This window comes from Paracoccus indicus (assembly GCF_003056335.1).
GTDB lineage: Bacteria > Pseudomonadota > Alphaproteobacteria > Rhodobacterales > Rhodobacteraceae > Paracoccus > Paracoccus indicus.
Window position 1 is genome coordinate 227,402 of sequence record NZ_PYWA01000002.1, and the last position, 14,710, is coordinate 242,111.

The 14,710-nt window shown below is 66.6% G+C and carries 11 protein-coding genes and 2 tRNA genes; 6 read left to right on the forward strand and 7 right to left on the reverse strand.

Translation table 11 applies throughout. The annotated features are described in order from the left end of the window. Positions 1-5: 5 nt before the first annotated feature. From dut to DDE75_RS04050, 3 genes are read left to right on the forward strand one after another with little or no spacing between them, the layout of a single operon-like run. A complete protein-coding gene (gene dut, locus DDE75_RS04040) occupies positions 6-482 on the forward strand; it encodes a dUTP diphosphatase (RefSeq protein ID WP_108501105.1) in 477 nt (158 codons plus the stop codon). Further along, positions 482-1,504, forward strand: a complete 1,023-nt coding sequence (locus DDE75_RS04045) for a HesA/MoeB/ThiF family protein (protein ID WP_108501106.1) — start codon at positions 482-484, stop codon at positions 1,502-1,504. Before dut ends, DDE75_RS04045 begins: the two co-directional genes overlap by 1 nt. Positions 1,505-1,557: 53 nt before the next feature. Continuing rightward, a complete protein-coding gene (locus DDE75_RS04050; RefSeq protein ID WP_108501107.1) occupies positions 1,558-3,582 on the forward strand; it encodes a M3 family metallopeptidase in 2,025 nt (674 codons plus the stop codon). 88 nt (positions 3,583-3,670) lie between these two features. On the opposite strand, the gene DDE75_RS04055 is transcribed toward DDE75_RS04050, so the two are convergent. After that, positions 3,671-4,231, reverse strand: coding sequence for an SH3 domain-containing protein (locus DDE75_RS04055; protein WP_108501108.1), 561 nt, complete (start codon positions 4,229-4,231; stop codon positions 3,671-3,673). Between the two features lie 166 nt (positions 4,232-4,397). On the opposite strand from DDE75_RS04055, the gene DDE75_RS04060 reads away from it, so the two are divergent. Both DDE75_RS04060 and DDE75_RS04065 read left to right on the forward strand, forming a co-directional pair. Then, positions 4,398-5,402 carry a 2-hydroxyacid dehydrogenase gene (locus tag DDE75_RS04060; protein ID WP_108501109.1) on the forward strand — a complete coding sequence of 335 codons (1,005 nt, stop codon included), beginning with the start codon at positions 4,398-4,400 and terminating at the stop codon, positions 5,400-5,402. 3 nt (positions 5,403-5,405) lie between these two features. After that, a complete protein-coding gene (locus DDE75_RS04065) occupies positions 5,406-6,548 on the forward strand; it encodes an MFS transporter (protein WP_108501110.1) in 1,143 nt (380 codons plus the stop codon). Between the two features lie 7 nt (positions 6,549-6,555). Here DDE75_RS04065 and panB read toward each other — a convergent pair whose 3' ends face one another. Both panB and panC read right to left on the reverse strand, forming a co-directional pair. Beyond that, entirely contained in the window at positions 6,556-7,365 is an 810-nt protein-coding gene (panB, locus tag DDE75_RS04070) for a 3-methyl-2-oxobutanoate hydroxymethyltransferase (protein WP_108501111.1), read from the reverse strand. A 15-nt stretch (positions 7,366-7,380) separates the two neighbouring features. Then, positions 7,381-8,226 carry a pantoate--beta-alanine ligase gene (gene panC / locus DDE75_RS04075; RefSeq protein WP_108501112.1) on the reverse strand — a complete coding sequence of 282 codons (846 nt, stop codon included), beginning with the start codon at positions 8,224-8,226 and terminating at the stop codon, positions 7,381-7,383. Positions 8,227-8,401: 175 nt separating this feature from the next. Between panC and DDE75_RS04080 the strand changes: the two genes are divergently transcribed. Continuing rightward, positions 8,402-10,894: a GcvT family protein gene (locus DDE75_RS04080; protein WP_108501113.1), complete on the forward strand. Its 2,493-nt coding sequence runs from the start codon at positions 8,402-8,404 to the stop codon at positions 10,892-10,894. A gap of 95 nt (positions 10,895-10,989) precedes the next feature. On the opposite strand, the gene DDE75_RS04085 is transcribed toward DDE75_RS04080, so the two are convergent. The 4 genes from DDE75_RS04085 to uvrA all read right to left on the reverse strand — a co-directional run bounded on the left by DDE75_RS04085 (position 10,990) and on the right by uvrA (position 14,651). Next, positions 10,990-11,064 (reverse strand) — tRNA-Gly (locus DDE75_RS04085). A 182-nt stretch (positions 11,065-11,246) separates the two neighbouring features. Beyond that, positions 11,247-11,321 (reverse strand) — tRNA-Gly (locus DDE75_RS04090). 106 nt (positions 11,322-11,427) lie between these two features. Continuing rightward, positions 11,428-11,796 (reverse strand): DUF4260 domain-containing protein, encoded by a 369-nt coding sequence (locus tag DDE75_RS04095; RefSeq protein WP_108501114.1) that lies wholly within the window; start codon positions 11,794-11,796, stop codon positions 11,428-11,430. Next, on the reverse strand, positions 11,793-14,651 hold the full coding sequence (gene uvrA / locus DDE75_RS04100) for an excinuclease ABC subunit UvrA (protein WP_108501115.1): 2,859 nt from the start codon (positions 14,649-14,651) through the stop codon (positions 11,793-11,795). The genes DDE75_RS04095 and uvrA overlap by 4 nt, the downstream gene beginning before the upstream one ends. Between the last annotated feature and the right edge of the window lie 59 nt (positions 14,652-14,710).

The window sequence follows — 14,710 nt, forward strand, 5'->3', positions numbered from 1 at the left end:
TCAAGATGACCCAGATACCCCAGATCCAGCTGATGCGGCTGCCCGATGCCGACCCCGCGCTGCCCTTGCCCGCCTATCAAAGCGCGGGTGCTGCGGGGGCCGATCTTTGCGCGAATTTCCCCGAGGCTCTGCGTGATGCGGGGATCACCTTGCCGCCGCTTGGCCGTGCACTGATCCCCACGGGCCTTGCCATGGCCATCCCCCAGGGGTGGGAGGTTCAGCTGCGCCCCCGCTCGGGTCTGGCGCTGAAGCATGGGGTCAGTCTGCTGAACACCCCCGGCACCATCGACAGCGATTATCGCGGCCCCTTGGGCGTCATCCTGATCAACCTCGGCGATCAGCCTTTCACCGTAGCGCATGGCGACCGCATCGCGCAGATGGTCGTGGCACCCGCGCCTCAGGCCCGCTTTGCGCTGGTCGACAGCCTTGACCAGACATCGCGCGGGGCGGGCGGTTTCGGATCGACCGGGGGGCATGGCTGATGCTGGGCCTGTGGATCATCGCGCTGCTGCTGGTCTTCGCACGGATCACGCGTCTGCCCGCACGGGTGGTCTGGGCGATGGTCGGCGGCGTCTGGCTGCTGATGCTGGCGTTGCAACTGGCTGTGCCGGACAGCGGTGCCGCGCGGGTCATGGGCGGCAATGCCGCCGGTTGGCTGGTGCTGGGCGGTCTGGTCGCGCTGGTCTTCGCCTATCGCGCCGGTCTGCGGCGCTTGCGCCAGCGGGCGACGCCCGAGGATACGCCCGCCCCGCAATCCGAGACGATGTCCGAGGCCGAGCTGGACCGCTATGCCCGCCACCTGGTCCTGCATGAAATTGGCGGCGCGGGGCAGATGCGGCTGCGTCAGGCGCGAGTGCTGGTCGTGGGGGCAGGGGGGCTGGGATCGCCCATCTGCCTCTACCTGGCGGCGGCGGGCGTCGGGCATGTCACGCTGGCCGATGACGACACGGTCAGCCTGTCGAACCTGCAACGGCAGGTGATCTTCCGAGACGACCTACGGGGCGAGCCCAAGGCCTATGCCGCCGCCGAGGCGATGCTGCGCCTGAACCCGCATCTGGACGTTACTCCCCTGATCCGCCGCATCACCGAAGCAGATCGCGACCTGATCGCCGAACATGATCTGGTCATCGACGGCACAGACAGCTTCGCGGGCCGCGCGGCTATCAACGCCGCCTGCGTGGCAGCGGGCGTGCCGCTGCTGTCGGGCGCCATCGGCCAGTGGGAGGGGCAGGTGACCCTCTTCGACCCCGCCCGTGGCGGTCCCTGCATGGCCTGCCTGTTCCCGACTGCACCCCAACGCGACGCGCCCTGCGCCGAGGCGGGCGTCGTCGGCGCCCTTCCCGGCGTCATCGGCAGCATGATGGCGCTGGAGGCGATCAAGCATCTGACCGGTGCGGGGCAGGGATTGCGCGGACGCATGATGATCTGGGACGGGCTTTACGGTGAAAGCCGGATGATCGGAACGGTGCGCAATCCCGACTGTCCGGTCTGCGGACAAGGATAGGGCTGGCACGACGGCCAAGCCGCTTCTAGGGTATCGCCAACAAGGAGATCCCCATGAACCCAGAGCTTCTGCAATGGTCCGGTCCCGAGGGCCTGCCGCGCTTCGATCTGATCCAGGACAGCGATTTTGCCCCCGCCTTCGACCAGCAACTTGCGGCGGCCGAAGCTGCCGCCGAAGCCATCGCCGCCAATCCCGAGCCGGCCACCTTCAAGAACACGGTCGCAGCGATGGAAACCGCGGACGAGGGGCTGAACCGCGTGCTGTCCATCTTCTACACGCTGGCCTCGGTTGATTCGAACCCGCTGCGTCAGGAATTGCAGCGCGATTTTGCGCCAAGGCTGGCGGAATACGGCAGCAGGATCAGCATGGACCCGCGGCTTTATGCGCGGGTCAAGGCGGTGGCCGAGAATGTCGCGGGCCTCTCGCCCGAGGATGCTCGCATCACGGAACTGGCGCTGCGCGACCTGACACGCGCGGGGGCCGGGCTGGATGCCGATGCCCGCGCCCGCATGGCGCAGATTCGCAGCCGCATGGCGGTGCTGACCACGCAGTTCACCCAGAACGTGCTGACGGATGAACGCGATTTCGTCATGGCGATCCCCGATGATCGCCTGCAGGGGCTGCCGGACTGGCTGCTGCGCTCGATGCGGGCGGCGGCGAAGGAGCGTGGCATGACAGGGCAGGTGCTGACGCTGAACCGGTCGCTGATCGTGCCATTCCTTGAAAATGCCAGCGACCGCGCCCTGCGGGAAACGGCGTTCCGGGCGTGGACGGCGCGCGGTTCCGGGTCCGGCGCGGGGGGCGAGGCGACCGACAACCTGCCCCTGGTGGCCGAGGTTCTGGCCCTGCGCCACGAACGCGCGCAGCTGCTGGGCCACGCCGATTTCGCCTCGTGGAAGCTGGAGACCCAGATGGCGGGCAATGCCGAGCGCGTCGAGGACCTGCTGTTGCAGGTCTGGACCGCCGCCCGGTCGCGTGCCGATCAGGACGCCGAGAAGCTGACCGCGATGCTGCGCGAGGATGGCGTCAACGGGCCGCTGGCAGCATGGGACTGGCGTCTTTATGCCGAGCGTCTGCGCCGCCGCGACCATCAGATCGATCCCGATCAGGTCGCCCCCTATCTGACGCTGGACGCGATGCTGGGGGCAATCTTCGACGTCGCCTACAAGCTGTTCGGGCTGGAATTCCAGCCGGTGCAGGCACCGCTGTGGGATCCGATGGCACGCGCTTGGCGTGTCACCCGCGACGGCAAGCTGATGGCGATCTTCGTGGGCGATTTCTTCGCGCGTCCGGCCAAGCGGTCGGGGGCCTGGTGTTCGTCGCTTCAGGCCCAGCACAAGCTGGGCGAGGGGCAACGTGCCATCGTGGTGAACGTCTGCAACTTCACCCCGCCCGAGGCGGAAGGGGCGCCCGCCTTCCTGTCGTGGGACGATGCCCATACGCTGTTCCACGAATTCGGGCATGCGACGCATCACATCCTGTCGAATGTGACATGGCCCTCGATCTCGGGGACATCAGTCGCGCAGGATTTCGTCGAACTGCCCAGTCAGCTTTACGAGCACTGGCTGGAGCAGCCCGCCGTGCTGGACGCCCATGCCCGCCACCATGAAACGGGCGAGGCTCTGCCCGCCGATCTGCGCGACCGGATGCTGGCGGCTGGCAAGGCGGATGCGGGCTTTTCCACCGTGGAATATCTTGAAAGTGCGCTGGTCGATCTGGCGTTCCATCGTGGCGCGCCGCCTGCCGATGCGATGGCGAGGCAGGCGCAGGTGCTGGAGGATCTGGGTGGCCCCGAGGCCATCCCGATGCGCCATGCCACGCCGCATTTCGCCCATGTCTTCGCGGGCGACAGCTATGCCAGCGGGTACTACAGCTATATGTGGTCCGAGGTGATGGATGCCGACGCCTTCGCCGCCTTCGAGGAAACGGGCGACATCTTCGACCCCGCGACGGCCCGCAGGCTGGAGGAGACGATCCTGTCGCGTGGCGGGTCGGCCCCGGCGGATCAGCTGTGGATGGCGTTCCGGCAGCGGATGCCGGGGGTCGATGCCCTGCTGAAGGGTCGCGGGTTGGCGTGATGGCAAGGGGGTGTGCCGACCGATGGTCGGCGCGCTGCCGCCCGGGCCGAGGGCGCGCCGCTAACGCGGCGCGCGGGCGGTCCCTGTCCTAGTCGCGCAGTTCCCCCGCATCCACGCCCCAGATCGAGGTCTTGGGCACCCAGCCACGCTGACCGCCGCCCGAGACGCGACACCAGTCCGGTTCGCATTCGTTCAGGCGCAGGATGGCGCCCAGTTCCGCGCGGGCGACCATGTCGGCATCCATATGCGGGCGGGTGCGCAGGGGCAGCATATCCTCGGTCACCAAGGCGGTACGGACGCCCGACAGCAGGGCGTAGTGGACCCAGCCTCCGGCGCCGTCCTTATCCTCGACCCGGCGCCAATGGCCGAATTCGGCGACCACCCGCAGCGGCATGCCGGCGTGGCGGAAAACCCAATCGATCCGATGCGACAGGCTAGGACCGCGGCGGGCGTTGCCCTCGCTTCCCTTCAGGCTGACGTAGCGGGGAAGGGGCAGGTTCGTGACCGCGCCGCGCTGGACCTGCGCATCCTGTTCCGGCAGGGCGGGGGCGCTGCTGTCCTGGGCGATGGCCGGGCCTGCCGCCGCCAATACGATCGCAAGCGCGATGGCGCGCATCGCGCCCCGTCCCATGTCCGTCACTGATGTCATCGCCTGTCCGTTCCTGTCTTCCTTGCGGTGCGGCCTGCCCGATGCCGGGTCGGGTCCTGCACCCTTGTGGGGTCTTGTGCCTGCCCCTCATCGCGGGCAGTTTGCCAAAAGCGATCCGCCATTGGAAGTGCGCCCCTGCCACGACCCCGAGAAAGTGAGGTGACCCATGTCCGTCAGCCCGACCTCTGCCCGCCAGAAGCTGCGCGTGGCCGTGACACGCCGTCTGCCCGAGGCCGTCGAGACGCGGATGTCCGAGCTTTTCGACGTGGTCCTGCGCGAGGATGACAGCCGCCTGTCGCGCGACGAGCTGGTGTCGCTGATGCAGGGCGTCGACGTGCTGGTGCCGACGGTCACCGACCAGATCGACGCCAACATGCTGGCCCGCGCGGGCGAGCGGCTGAAGCTGATCGCCAACTTCGGCGCGGGCGTGGACCATGTCGACGTGCTGTCGGCGCGGCAGCGCGGCGTTCTGGTCAGCAACACGCCCGGCGTCGTGACCGAGGATACCGCCGACATGACGCTGGCGCTGATCCTGGCCGTCACCCGCCGCATACCTGAGGGCATGGCAGAGATGCAGTCGGGCCGCTGGCAGGGCTGGGCGCCCACCGCGCATCTGGGCGGTCGCGTCGGCGGGCGGCGTCTTGGTATCCTGGGCATGGGGCGCATCGGGCAGGCCGTGGCGCGTCGGGCCAATGTCTTTGGCATGCAGGTCCATTACCACAACCGCCGCCGCCTGCGCCCCGAGATCGAGGCCGAGCTGGGTGCGACCTGGTGGGAAAGCCTGGACCAGATGCTGGCGCGCATGGACATCGTCAGCGTGAACGCCCCGCATACGCCATCCACCTTCCATCTGCTGAACGCCCGGCGGCTGAAGCTGATGAAGCCCTCGGCGGTGGTCGTCAACACCTCGCGCGGCGAGGTCATCGACGAGAACGCCCTGACCCGCATGCTGCGCGCCGGAGAGATCGCGGGCGCGGGCCTCGACGTCTTCGAACATGGCCATGAGATCAACCCGCGTCTGCGCGAACTGCCCAATGTGGTCCTGTTGCCCCATATGGGTAGCGCCACGGTCGAGGGTCGCGCCGAGATGGGCGAGAAGGTCATCATCAACATCAAGACATTCGCCGACGGGCACCGGCCGCCGGATCTTGTCGTGCCCTCGATGCTCTGACCGATGCGTCTGTCGTTCCGGGCGGCGGTATCGCTGCTGTTCTTCGTCAACGGCATGACCATCGGCAGCTGGGCGCCAAAGCTGCCGACGCTGATGGCGCGGTTGCAGATCTCGGAATCGGTGGCGGGGCTGATCGTGCTGTGCCTTGGGGCGGGGTCGATGTGCATCATGCCGGTCTTTGGCGCGATGGTGGCGCGACGCGGCTCGGCGCGGGCGGTTGGCATGGCCGCTTGGCTGTCCGCGCCGCTGCTGCTGGTGATCTCGGTTGCGCCGGGGATCTGGACGGTGGCTGCGGCGGTCTTCCTGTTCGGCGGCTTTCTGGGCGGCATGGATGTCGCCATGAACGCCAATGCCGTCGCGGTCGAGCGGGTCCGCAGCCGCGCCATCATGTCATCCTGCCACGGGTTCTGGAGCATGGGTGCCTTCGTCGGCGCGGCGGGCGGCGGCATGGCGATCCAGCATTTCGGGGAGCTGGCGCATGGGGCGATCGTGCTTGCGATCTTTGCGCTGGTGTTGGTGATCGCCCTGCCGGCGCTGGTTCAGGACGCGCCCGCCGATGATGCCCCCCGCGCGCCGCTGCGCCTGCCCAGATCGCCCTTGCCCTATCTGCTGGGCGTGATGGCGCTGACCGCCATGATCCCCGAGGGCGCGATCCTTGATTGGGCCGCAGTGCATCTGCGGCAGGACATGGGCAGTTCGCTGGCCGTGGCGGGTTGGGGCTTTGCGGGTTGTGCGGCGACCATGGCGGTCATGCGGTTTCTGGGCGACGGCATCCGCCAGCGCCTTGGGGCGGTGACGACGATGCGCCTGTCGGCGGTGATTGCGATGGCGGGGCTTGCCCTTGCGGGTCTGGCCGGATCGGCGGGCGTGGCCATCGCGGGCTTTGCGCTGGCGGGCATCGGCATCGCCAACATGGTGCCCATCGCCTTTTCGGCGGCGGGCAACATGCCGGGGCTGGCGGCGGGGATGGGGCTGTCGGTGGTCACGATGATGGGCTATTCCGGCATCCTGCTGGCACCCGGCCTGATCGGCTGGCTGGCCGAGCGGATCGGCCTTGGCCCGATCTATGTCGGGCTGGCGTTGCTGCTGATCGTGCCGCTGGCATTGTCACGCTTGGCCCGCAGCGCCGATTTCGACGCCGGATAGGGCCGCCCTAACGATAGACCTGCCCATCGCCGGGGAAGCTGCGGTCGCGGACGGCGGCGGCGTATTCGGCGATCGCATCCTCGGCCCGCGGCCCAAGATCGCCGAATTTCCGGACAAAGCGCGGCACACGCCCCGAGAGGCCCAGCATGTCGTCCAGCACCAGGATCTGCCCGTCGCAGCGTGCCGATGCGCCGATGCCAATGGTGGGGACGCCGATGGCGTCGGTGATGCGGTCGGCCAAAGGCTCCATCACGCCCTCGACCACCACGGCGAAGGCTCCGGCGGCGGCGACATCGACAGCGTCCTGGATATGGGCGGCCCAGGTGGCCTCGTCCAGGCCTTGGGTCTTGAAGCCGCCCATGACGTTCGTCGATTGCGGGGTCAGGCCGACGTGGCCCATGACGGGGATGCCGCGTTCGACCAGGAAGGCGATGGTGGGGGCCATGCGGGTGCCACCCTCCAGCTTGACGGCGCCGCAGCCGGTTTCGCCGATGACGCGGGCGGCGTTGCGGAAGGCCTGCTGGGGGCTTTCCTCGTAGCTGCCGAAGGGCATGTCCACGACCACCATCGCCCGCTGCGATCCGCGCATGACGGCCTGACCGTGCAGGATCATCATGTCCAGCGTCACCCCGATGGTCGAGGGCAACCCGTGGACCACCATGCCAAGGCTGTCGCCCACCAAGATGAAGTCGGAATGCGCGTCCACCATCGCGGCCATCGGCGCGGTATAGGCGGTCAGCGAGACGATGGGCGTCCCGCCCTTGCGGTCGGCGATCTGCGGGACGGTGATGCGCTTGATGGGGGCTTGGGCGGACATGGGCTGGCCTTCCGGTTACGGGTGGGCGACGCGCTGGTCGATCAGCAGGACATCCCCGAAGCGCACGGCCAGAAGGATGACGACGGGGCGCAGGATGGCGTCTGGCTGGGACAGATCGGCGGCGTCGCGGATGTCGATGCTTTGGGTCCGGGCGCGGGGTTGGGATGCCAGCCGCGCCTGCAATGCGTCGTGGACCGCCTGCAGACCTGCCCCCGCCGCAATCATCGCCTGCGCCTGATCCAATGCCTGCGACAGCACGGTCGCGGCGGCGCGATCCTGGGGCGACAGGCGCTGGTTGCGCGAGGACATGGCAAGGCCATCCGCCTCGCGCATGGTGGGGACGGGCAGGATCTGCACCGGGATGTCCAGATCGGCCACCATCTGCCGGATCAGGGCCAGCTGCTGGTAATCCTTTTCCCCGAAGGCGGCGGCCTGCGGCTGGACGATGTTGAACAGCTTGGTCACGACCGTCGCCACGCCCCGGAAATGGCCCGGGCGCAGCTGTCCCATCAGGATGCCGCCCAGATGCGCCACCTCGACATGGGTCTGGGCGCCGGGGCGATAGATGTCGGCCACCTGCGGCAGAAAGACCGAATCGCAGCCCGCGCCGCGCAGCAGGGCCAGATCGCCCTCCTCGTCGCGGGGGTATTTGTCCAGATCCTCGGTCGGGCCGAATTGCGTCGGGTTCACGAAGATCGAAGTCACGATCCGCCCGCCGCCGTTCCGGTCCAGCCAGTCGCGGGCATGGGCGACCAGCGACAGATGCCCCGCGTGCAGCGCACCCATGGTCGGCACCAGAACCACCTGTCCTGCGTCCTTGCGCCAGTCGCGCATCGCCTGCGTGCTGCGGCAGATCTGCATCTGTGGTCGTCCCCCCGGTGAAATCGTGACGGGCAACCTAGCTTCCGGGGCGCGGGCAGGCAAGTGCCGCGCCGCGGCATGTCGTTTTTCGCCCGCATTGGTCGGGCCGACCTGACGCGACGTTTCGCCGATCATGCATGACTTGGCAAAATGAAGGCCCAGCAGGAGTCGGGGAATGAAGTCGCAGGTCAAGGTTCTGGTCGTCGGAGGCGGTGCGGTCGGTTGCGGCATCGCGCTGCATCTAGCGCGTGCGGGGTGGGATACGCTGCTGGTCGAACGCGACGAACTGACGGCGGGTTCGACCTGGCATGCCGCCGGTCTGCTGCCGCTGTTCAACATGGGCTATGCGACCAGCCATATCCACGATTATTCGGTCAAGCTCTATGCCGGGCTGGAAGAGGCGACGGGCCTGAACGCGGGCTTCACCCGCTGCGGCAACCTGCGCATGGCCCAGACCGATGCGCGGATGGATGAATACATGCTCTATTCCGCCACCGCCGAGACCGTCGGCATCGAACACGAGTTTCTGACCCCTGCGCAGATCCGCGAGCGCTGGCCGCTGGTGCGCACCGACGACCTGAAGGGCGCACTGTTCCATCCCACCGACGGCTACATCAACCCCGCCGACGTGACGCAGGCCATGGCCAAGGGGGCGCGGATGGCCGGCTGCGCGATCGAGCGCAAGATCCAGGTCAACGCCTATGCCTGGACGGGTTCCGAGTGGATCGTCACCTGCGAGCGCATGGTCGACAAGGGGGGCAACCTGATCCCCTCGGGCGAGACGTTCGAGATCCGCGCCGAACATGTCGTCACCGCCACCGGCAACCACGCGCAGCGCACCGCACGCCTGCTGGGCATCCGCATTCCGGCGATCCCGGTCGAACACCAGTTCATCGTGACCGAACCCGACCCCGCGCTGATGAAATGGCGCGCGGAGGGCAACCCCGAACACCCCGTCCTGCGCGACGCCGATGCCAAGTGGTACGTGCGTGAGGAACGCGGCGGCTGGATCCTCGGCCCCTACGAGAAGGGGGCGCCCGCGCGCTTCCCCTATGGCGTGCCCGACAGCTTCCGCGCCGATCTGTTCCCCCTGGATCTGGACCGGATCGAGGAGGAATACATGGCGATGATCCACCGGATCCCGACATCCGAGACGGTGGGCCTCAAGGATGATTTCAACGGTCCGATCTGCTATACCCCCGATGGCAACCCGCTGGTCGGCCCCGCGCCGGGCCTGCGCAACATGTGGCTGGCCGAAGGCTTCAGCTTCGGCATCACCGCGGCGGGCGGCGTCGGCCATTACCTGACGCAGCTGATGACCGAGGGCGAGGCCGAGATCGACATGGCATCGCTGGACCCGCGCCGCTTCGGGTCGTGGATGACCACCGAATACGCGGTGAAGAAGAACGAGGAAGCCTATGACCACGTCTTCATCCTGCATCACCCCGACGAGGAACGCCCCGCTGCGCGTCCGCTGAGAACCTCGCCCGCCTATGACCGTCAGGCCGCCCGCGGTGCGCAGTTCGGCCAGGTGAACGGGTGGGAGCGTCCGAACTATTTCGCGCCCCAGGGCTTCGACGACCATGATGCCCGCAGCTTCCGCCGTGGCGGCTGGTGGCAGTGTGCCAAGGCCGAGGCCGAGGCCATCCGCAACACCGCCGGTCTGATCGACGCCACCGCATTCGCCAAGCACGTCGTGACGGGGCCAAGGGCGACAGCTTTCCTTGATTGGTTCACGACCAACAAGCTGCCCAAGGTCGGTCGCATCAACCTGACCTATACCCTGACCGAGACGGGCACGACGCGCAGCGAATACACCATCGTGCGGCGGGCCGAGGATGACTATTACCTTGTCTCGGCCGGGGCATGGACGGATTACGACGCCGACAACCTGATCAAATCCGCGCAGGACTTCATTGCGGGCGGCGGTGCCCATGTCTCGATCCAGGACGTGACCACGCAATGGGGCGTCTTTGCCATCGCGGGGCCGCAGTCGCGGGCGATCCTGTCCAAGCTGATCCGCGACGCCGAGCCGGAAACCGCGCTGTCGAACAAGCGCTTCCCCTGGCTCTCCTCGCGCCGGATCGAGCTGGGCATGGTGCCGGTGCAGGCGATCCGCGTGGCCTATACGGGCGAATTGGGCTGGGAATTGCATCACCCGATCGAGATGCAGAACCACCTTTTCGACCAGCTGATGGCTGCGGGCGAACCTTTAGGGCTGAAGCTGGTCGGCGCGCGGGCGCAGAACTGGCTGCGGCAAGAGAAATCCTATCGCGCCTTCGGCACCGAACTGGGTCGCGATGCAACGCCGTTGGAGGCAGGCCTGGATCGATTCGTCGATCTGTCGAAGGACTTCAAGGGCAAGGATGCGATGCAGGCCGTGGGCATCCGGTCGCAATGCGTCACGCTGCTGATCGACGGGCCGGATGATGCCGACCCCTGGGGCCGCGAGGGGTTGTTCCTGGATGGCACCCGCGTGGGTCGCCTGACCTCGGGCGGCTATTCGGTGGGCTTCGGCAAGCAGATCGGCATGGGCTATGTCCGCCCCGACCTGGCCGTGCCGGGCACCAAGCTGCAAGTGCGGATGTTCCGTCAGCTGTTCGACGCCGTCGTGGCCGAGGATAGCCCCTTCGATCCCCAGAACGCCCGCATCCGCATCGACGGATGATCGTGGCGCGGCATCCCGTCCGGTGTGCCGCCAATCGTCTGACGGAAGTTCTGAAACGACAAAGGCCGGATCCAAGGATCCGGCCTTTTGTTGTCTGGAGCGGGCGAGGCGATTCGAACGCCCGACCCTAACCTTGGCAAGGTTATGCTCTACCCCTGAGCTACGCCCGCTCCGTTCCGTCTGCGGGTCCGGTTGCCCGTTCCGCTTTCAGTAGGCGGTGATTTACGGAAAGCGTTTGGGGGCTGCAAGGGGGGATGCGCAGAAATTTCGGCCGGATTTCGAACTTTTTGGGGCGATCGGGAAGGGGCCGAAATGACAAAAGCCGGATCTTGCGATCCGGCTTTTTGTAATCTGGAGCGGGCGAGGCGATTCGAACGCCCGACCCTAACCTTGGCAAGGTTATGCTCTACCCCTGAGCTACGCCCGCTCCGTTCCGTCTGCGATCCGGTTTCCCGTCCCGCCTTCGGTAAGCGGTGATTTACGGAAAGCGTCCGGGGGCTGCAAGGGGAAAAATACCTCGGACGTGAATTTTTTCAGCGCTGCCCTCCGATCCGCCCAAGATGGGTGTCGCGAAATGCGCTGTCATGCTTCAGCCCCAGCCCCAGGGCGCGATCTGCCCCCACGTGCAGCAGCCACAGCGCTCCGCAAGCGATCAGCACCGGAAGCCCCGCCACCAACCCCAGCAGTGCCAACAACAGCCCCGCGCCATAGAGATGCGTCAGGTTATAGGTGAAGGCCCCGACGCGCGGCCCCGCCAGATAGCCCAAGGCGCCCAGGTCGGGGGCGAGCAGGGCCAGCGGCCAGACCCAGAGCGGCCAGCCATTCTGGGTCATTACCGCCAAGGGCAGGGCGCCCAAGGCAATCATCACGCCCTCGATCCGCTGCCAGGCGATGGGCGTCATTCGGCGGCGCGGATGCGGGCGGGGGCCAGCATGTCGACCAGATAGCGGCCGGTATGGCTGGCCTCGACCTTGGCGACGTCTTCGGGGGTGCCAGTTGCGACGATGAAGCCGCCGCCATCGCCGCCCTCGGGGCCGATGTCGATCAGCCAGTCGGCGGTCTTGATGACGTCGAGGTTGTGTTCGATCACCACCACCGTGTTGCCCTGTTCGACCAACTCGTGCAGCACCTCCAGCAGCTTGCGCACATCCTCGAAATGCAGGCCGGTGGTGGGTTCGTCCAGGATATAGAGCGTCCGGCCCGTGGAATGGCGCGACAATTCCTTGGACAGCTTGACGCGCTGCGCCTCGCCGCCCGACAGGGTCGTGGCCTGCTGGCCGACCTTGATATAGCCCAGCCCCACCTGCATCAGCGCATCCATCTTGGTCCGGATCGACGGCACGGCGGCAAAGAAGGTCTGCGCATCCTCGACGGTCATGTCCAGCACGTCGGCGATCGACTGACCCTTGAAGGTGACTTCCAGCGTCTCGCGGTTGTAGCGTTTGCCCTTACAAGTCTCGCATTCGACATAGACGTCGGGCAGGAAGTGCATCTCGATCTTGATGACGCCGTCACCCTGGCACGCCTCGCAGCGGCCGCCCTTGACGTTGAAGCTGAAGCGGCCGGGCTTGTAGCCGCGGGCCTTCGCCTCGGGCAGATTCGCGAACCAGTCGCGAATCGGGGTGAAGGCGCCGGTATAGGTCGCCGGGTTCGACCGCGGCGTGCGGCCGATGGGGCGCTGGTCGATGTCGATGACCTTGTCCAGATGCTCCAACCCCTTGATCGTCTCGCAGGGGGCAGGGGTCTGGCGTGCGCCGTTCAGACGAAGGGATGCGGTCTTGAACAGCGTCTCGATGGTCAGGGTGGACTTGCCGCCGCCCGACACGCCGGTCACGCAGACGAATTTGCCAAGCGGGAAATCGGCCGTCACCTTCTTCAGGTTGTTGCCGGTCGCCTTGAGGACACTGACCTTCTTGCCGTTGCCCTTGCGGCGTTTCTCCGGAACCGCGATGGATCTTTCGCCCGAAAGGTACTGCCCCGTCAGGCTGTTTGGATCAGCCGCAACCTGATCCGGCGTGCCATGGCTGACGACCGTGCCGCCGTGAACGCCTGCGCCGGGGCCCATGTCGAAGACGTAATCCGCATGGCGGATCGCATCCTCGTCGTGTTCCACCACCAGAACCGAGTTCCCCTGATCGCGCAGGTTCATCAGCGTGGTCAGAAGGCGGTCGTTGTCGCGCTGATGCAGCCCGATCGAGGGCTCGTCCAGCACGTAGAGCACGCCGGTCAGCCCGCTGCCGATCTGGCTGGCCAAGCGGATGCGCTGGCTTTCGCCCCCCGACAACGTGCCCGCCGCACGCGAAAGCGTCAGGTAATCCAGCCCGACATTGACTAGGAAACCAAGGCGTTCGCGGATTTCCTTCAGGATGGCGGCGGCAATCTCGTTCTTCTGCTTCGACAGGTGGTTCGGGGCATCCTCGACCCAGGCCAAGGCGTCCTTGATGGACAGTTCGACGACCTGCCCGACGTGGTCGCCGGCGATCTTGACGGCCAGCGCCTCGGGCTTCAAGCGATAGCCACTGCAGGCGCCACAGGGGCGGTTGTTCTGATAGCGCTCGAATTCCTCGCGGACCCATTGGCTGTCGGATTCGCGCAGGCGACGCTCCATGTTGGGGATGACACCTTCGAAGACGCGGGCGATCTCATAGACGCGTCCGGCATCGTCGAAGCGGAACTTGATCTCCTCGGCGCCGGACCCATGCAGGAACATCTGACGGGCGTCCTGCGGCAGGTCTTTCCAGGCGGTCTTTTTGTCGAAGCCGTAATGCTTGGCCAGCGCGTTGACGGTCTGGGTCAGATAGGCGGATTTCGACTTTGCCCAAGGCGCGATGGCCCCCTTGTCGACCGACAGCGCCGCATCGGGGACGATCAAGCGTTCGTCGAAGAACAGCTCGACCCCAAGCCCGTCGCAGACCGGGCAGGCACCGAAGGGCGCGTTGAAGGAAAACAGCCGCGGCTCGATCTCGGGGATGGTGAAGCCACTGACGGGGCAGGCGAATTTCTCGGAAAAGGTCAGGCGCTCGGGTTCGCCCTCGGTCGGTGCGGTTTCCAAGTGCGCGATGCCGTCGGCCAGATCCAGCGCGGTGCGCAGGCTGTCGGCCAAGCGCGTTTCCATGCCTTCGCGCACGACGATGCGGTCCACGACCACGTCGATGTTGTGGCGGAACTTCTTGTCCAGCGTCGGCGGTTCGTCCAGGTCGTGGAAATCGCCGTTGACCTTGATGCGCTGGAAACCCTGCTTGCGCAGCTCAAGGAATTCCTTGCGGTATTCGCCCTTCCTGTCGCGCACGATGGGGGCCAGCAGATAGGCCCGCGTGCCTTCGGGCAGCGCCATAATGCGGTCGACCATGTCCTGCACTTGCTGCGCCTCGATCGGCAGGCCGGTCGCGGGGGAATAGGGGGTGCCGGCGCGCGCGAACAACAGGCGCATGTAGTCATAGATCTCGGTCACGGTCCCCACGGTCGAACGCGGGTTCTTGGACGTCGTCTTCTGTTCGATGCTGATGGCTGGGGACAAGCCGCTGATGTGATCCACATCGGGCTTGCCCATCATGTCCAGAAACTGACGCGCATAGGCCGACAGGCTTTCTACATAGCGCCGCTGCCCCTCGGCATAGACAGTGTCGAAGGCCAGCGACGACTTGCCCGACCCCGACAACCCGGTGATCACCACCAGCTGGTCGCGCGGGATGTCCATGTCGACACCCTTGAGGTTATGTTCGCGCGCGCCGCGCACTTCGATAAACTTATGTTCCATGCGGTGTCCCTGATGCCCAAGCGTGTCAGATAGGAATGCACAGCCGTAAAGCAAGTTCA

Coding starts and splice junctions, on each gene's coding strand:
- panB (WP_108501111.1), bottom strand. CDS start 7,365: ATGTCCGCCCAAGCCCCCATCAAGCGCATCACCGTCCCGCAGATCGCC.
- uvrA (WP_108501115.1), bottom strand. CDS start 14,651: ATGGAACATAAGTTTATCGAAGTGCGCGGCGCGCGCGAACATAACCTC.
- DDE75_RS04095 (WP_108501114.1), bottom strand. CDS start 11,796: ATGACGCCCATCGCCTGGCAGCGGATCGAGGGCGTGATGATTGCCTTG.
- panC (WP_108501112.1), bottom strand. CDS start 8,226: ATGCAGATCTGCCGCAGCACGCAGGCGATGCGCGACTGGCGCAAGGAC.
- DDE75_RS04060 (WP_108501109.1), top strand. CDS start 4,398: ATGTCCGTCAGCCCGACCTCTGCCCGCCAGAAGCTGCGCGTGGCCGTG.
- DDE75_RS04055 (WP_108501108.1), bottom strand. CDS start 4,231: ATGACATCAGTGACGGACATGGGACGGGGCGCGATGCGCGCCATCGCG.
- DDE75_RS04080 (WP_108501113.1), top strand. CDS start 8,402: ATGAAGTCGCAGGTCAAGGTTCTGGTCGTCGGAGGCGGTGCGGTCGGT.
- dut (WP_108501105.1), top strand. CDS start 6: ATGACCCAGATACCCCAGATCCAGCTGATGCGGCTGCCCGATGCCGAC.
- DDE75_RS04065 (WP_108501110.1), top strand. CDS start 5,406: ATGCGTCTGTCGTTCCGGGCGGCGGTATCGCTGCTGTTCTTCGTCAAC.
- DDE75_RS04045 (WP_108501106.1), top strand. CDS start 482: ATGCTGGGCCTGTGGATCATCGCGCTGCTGCTGGTCTTCGCACGGATC.
- DDE75_RS04050 (WP_108501107.1), top strand. CDS start 1,558: ATGAACCCAGAGCTTCTGCAATGGTCCGGTCCCGAGGGCCTGCCGCGC.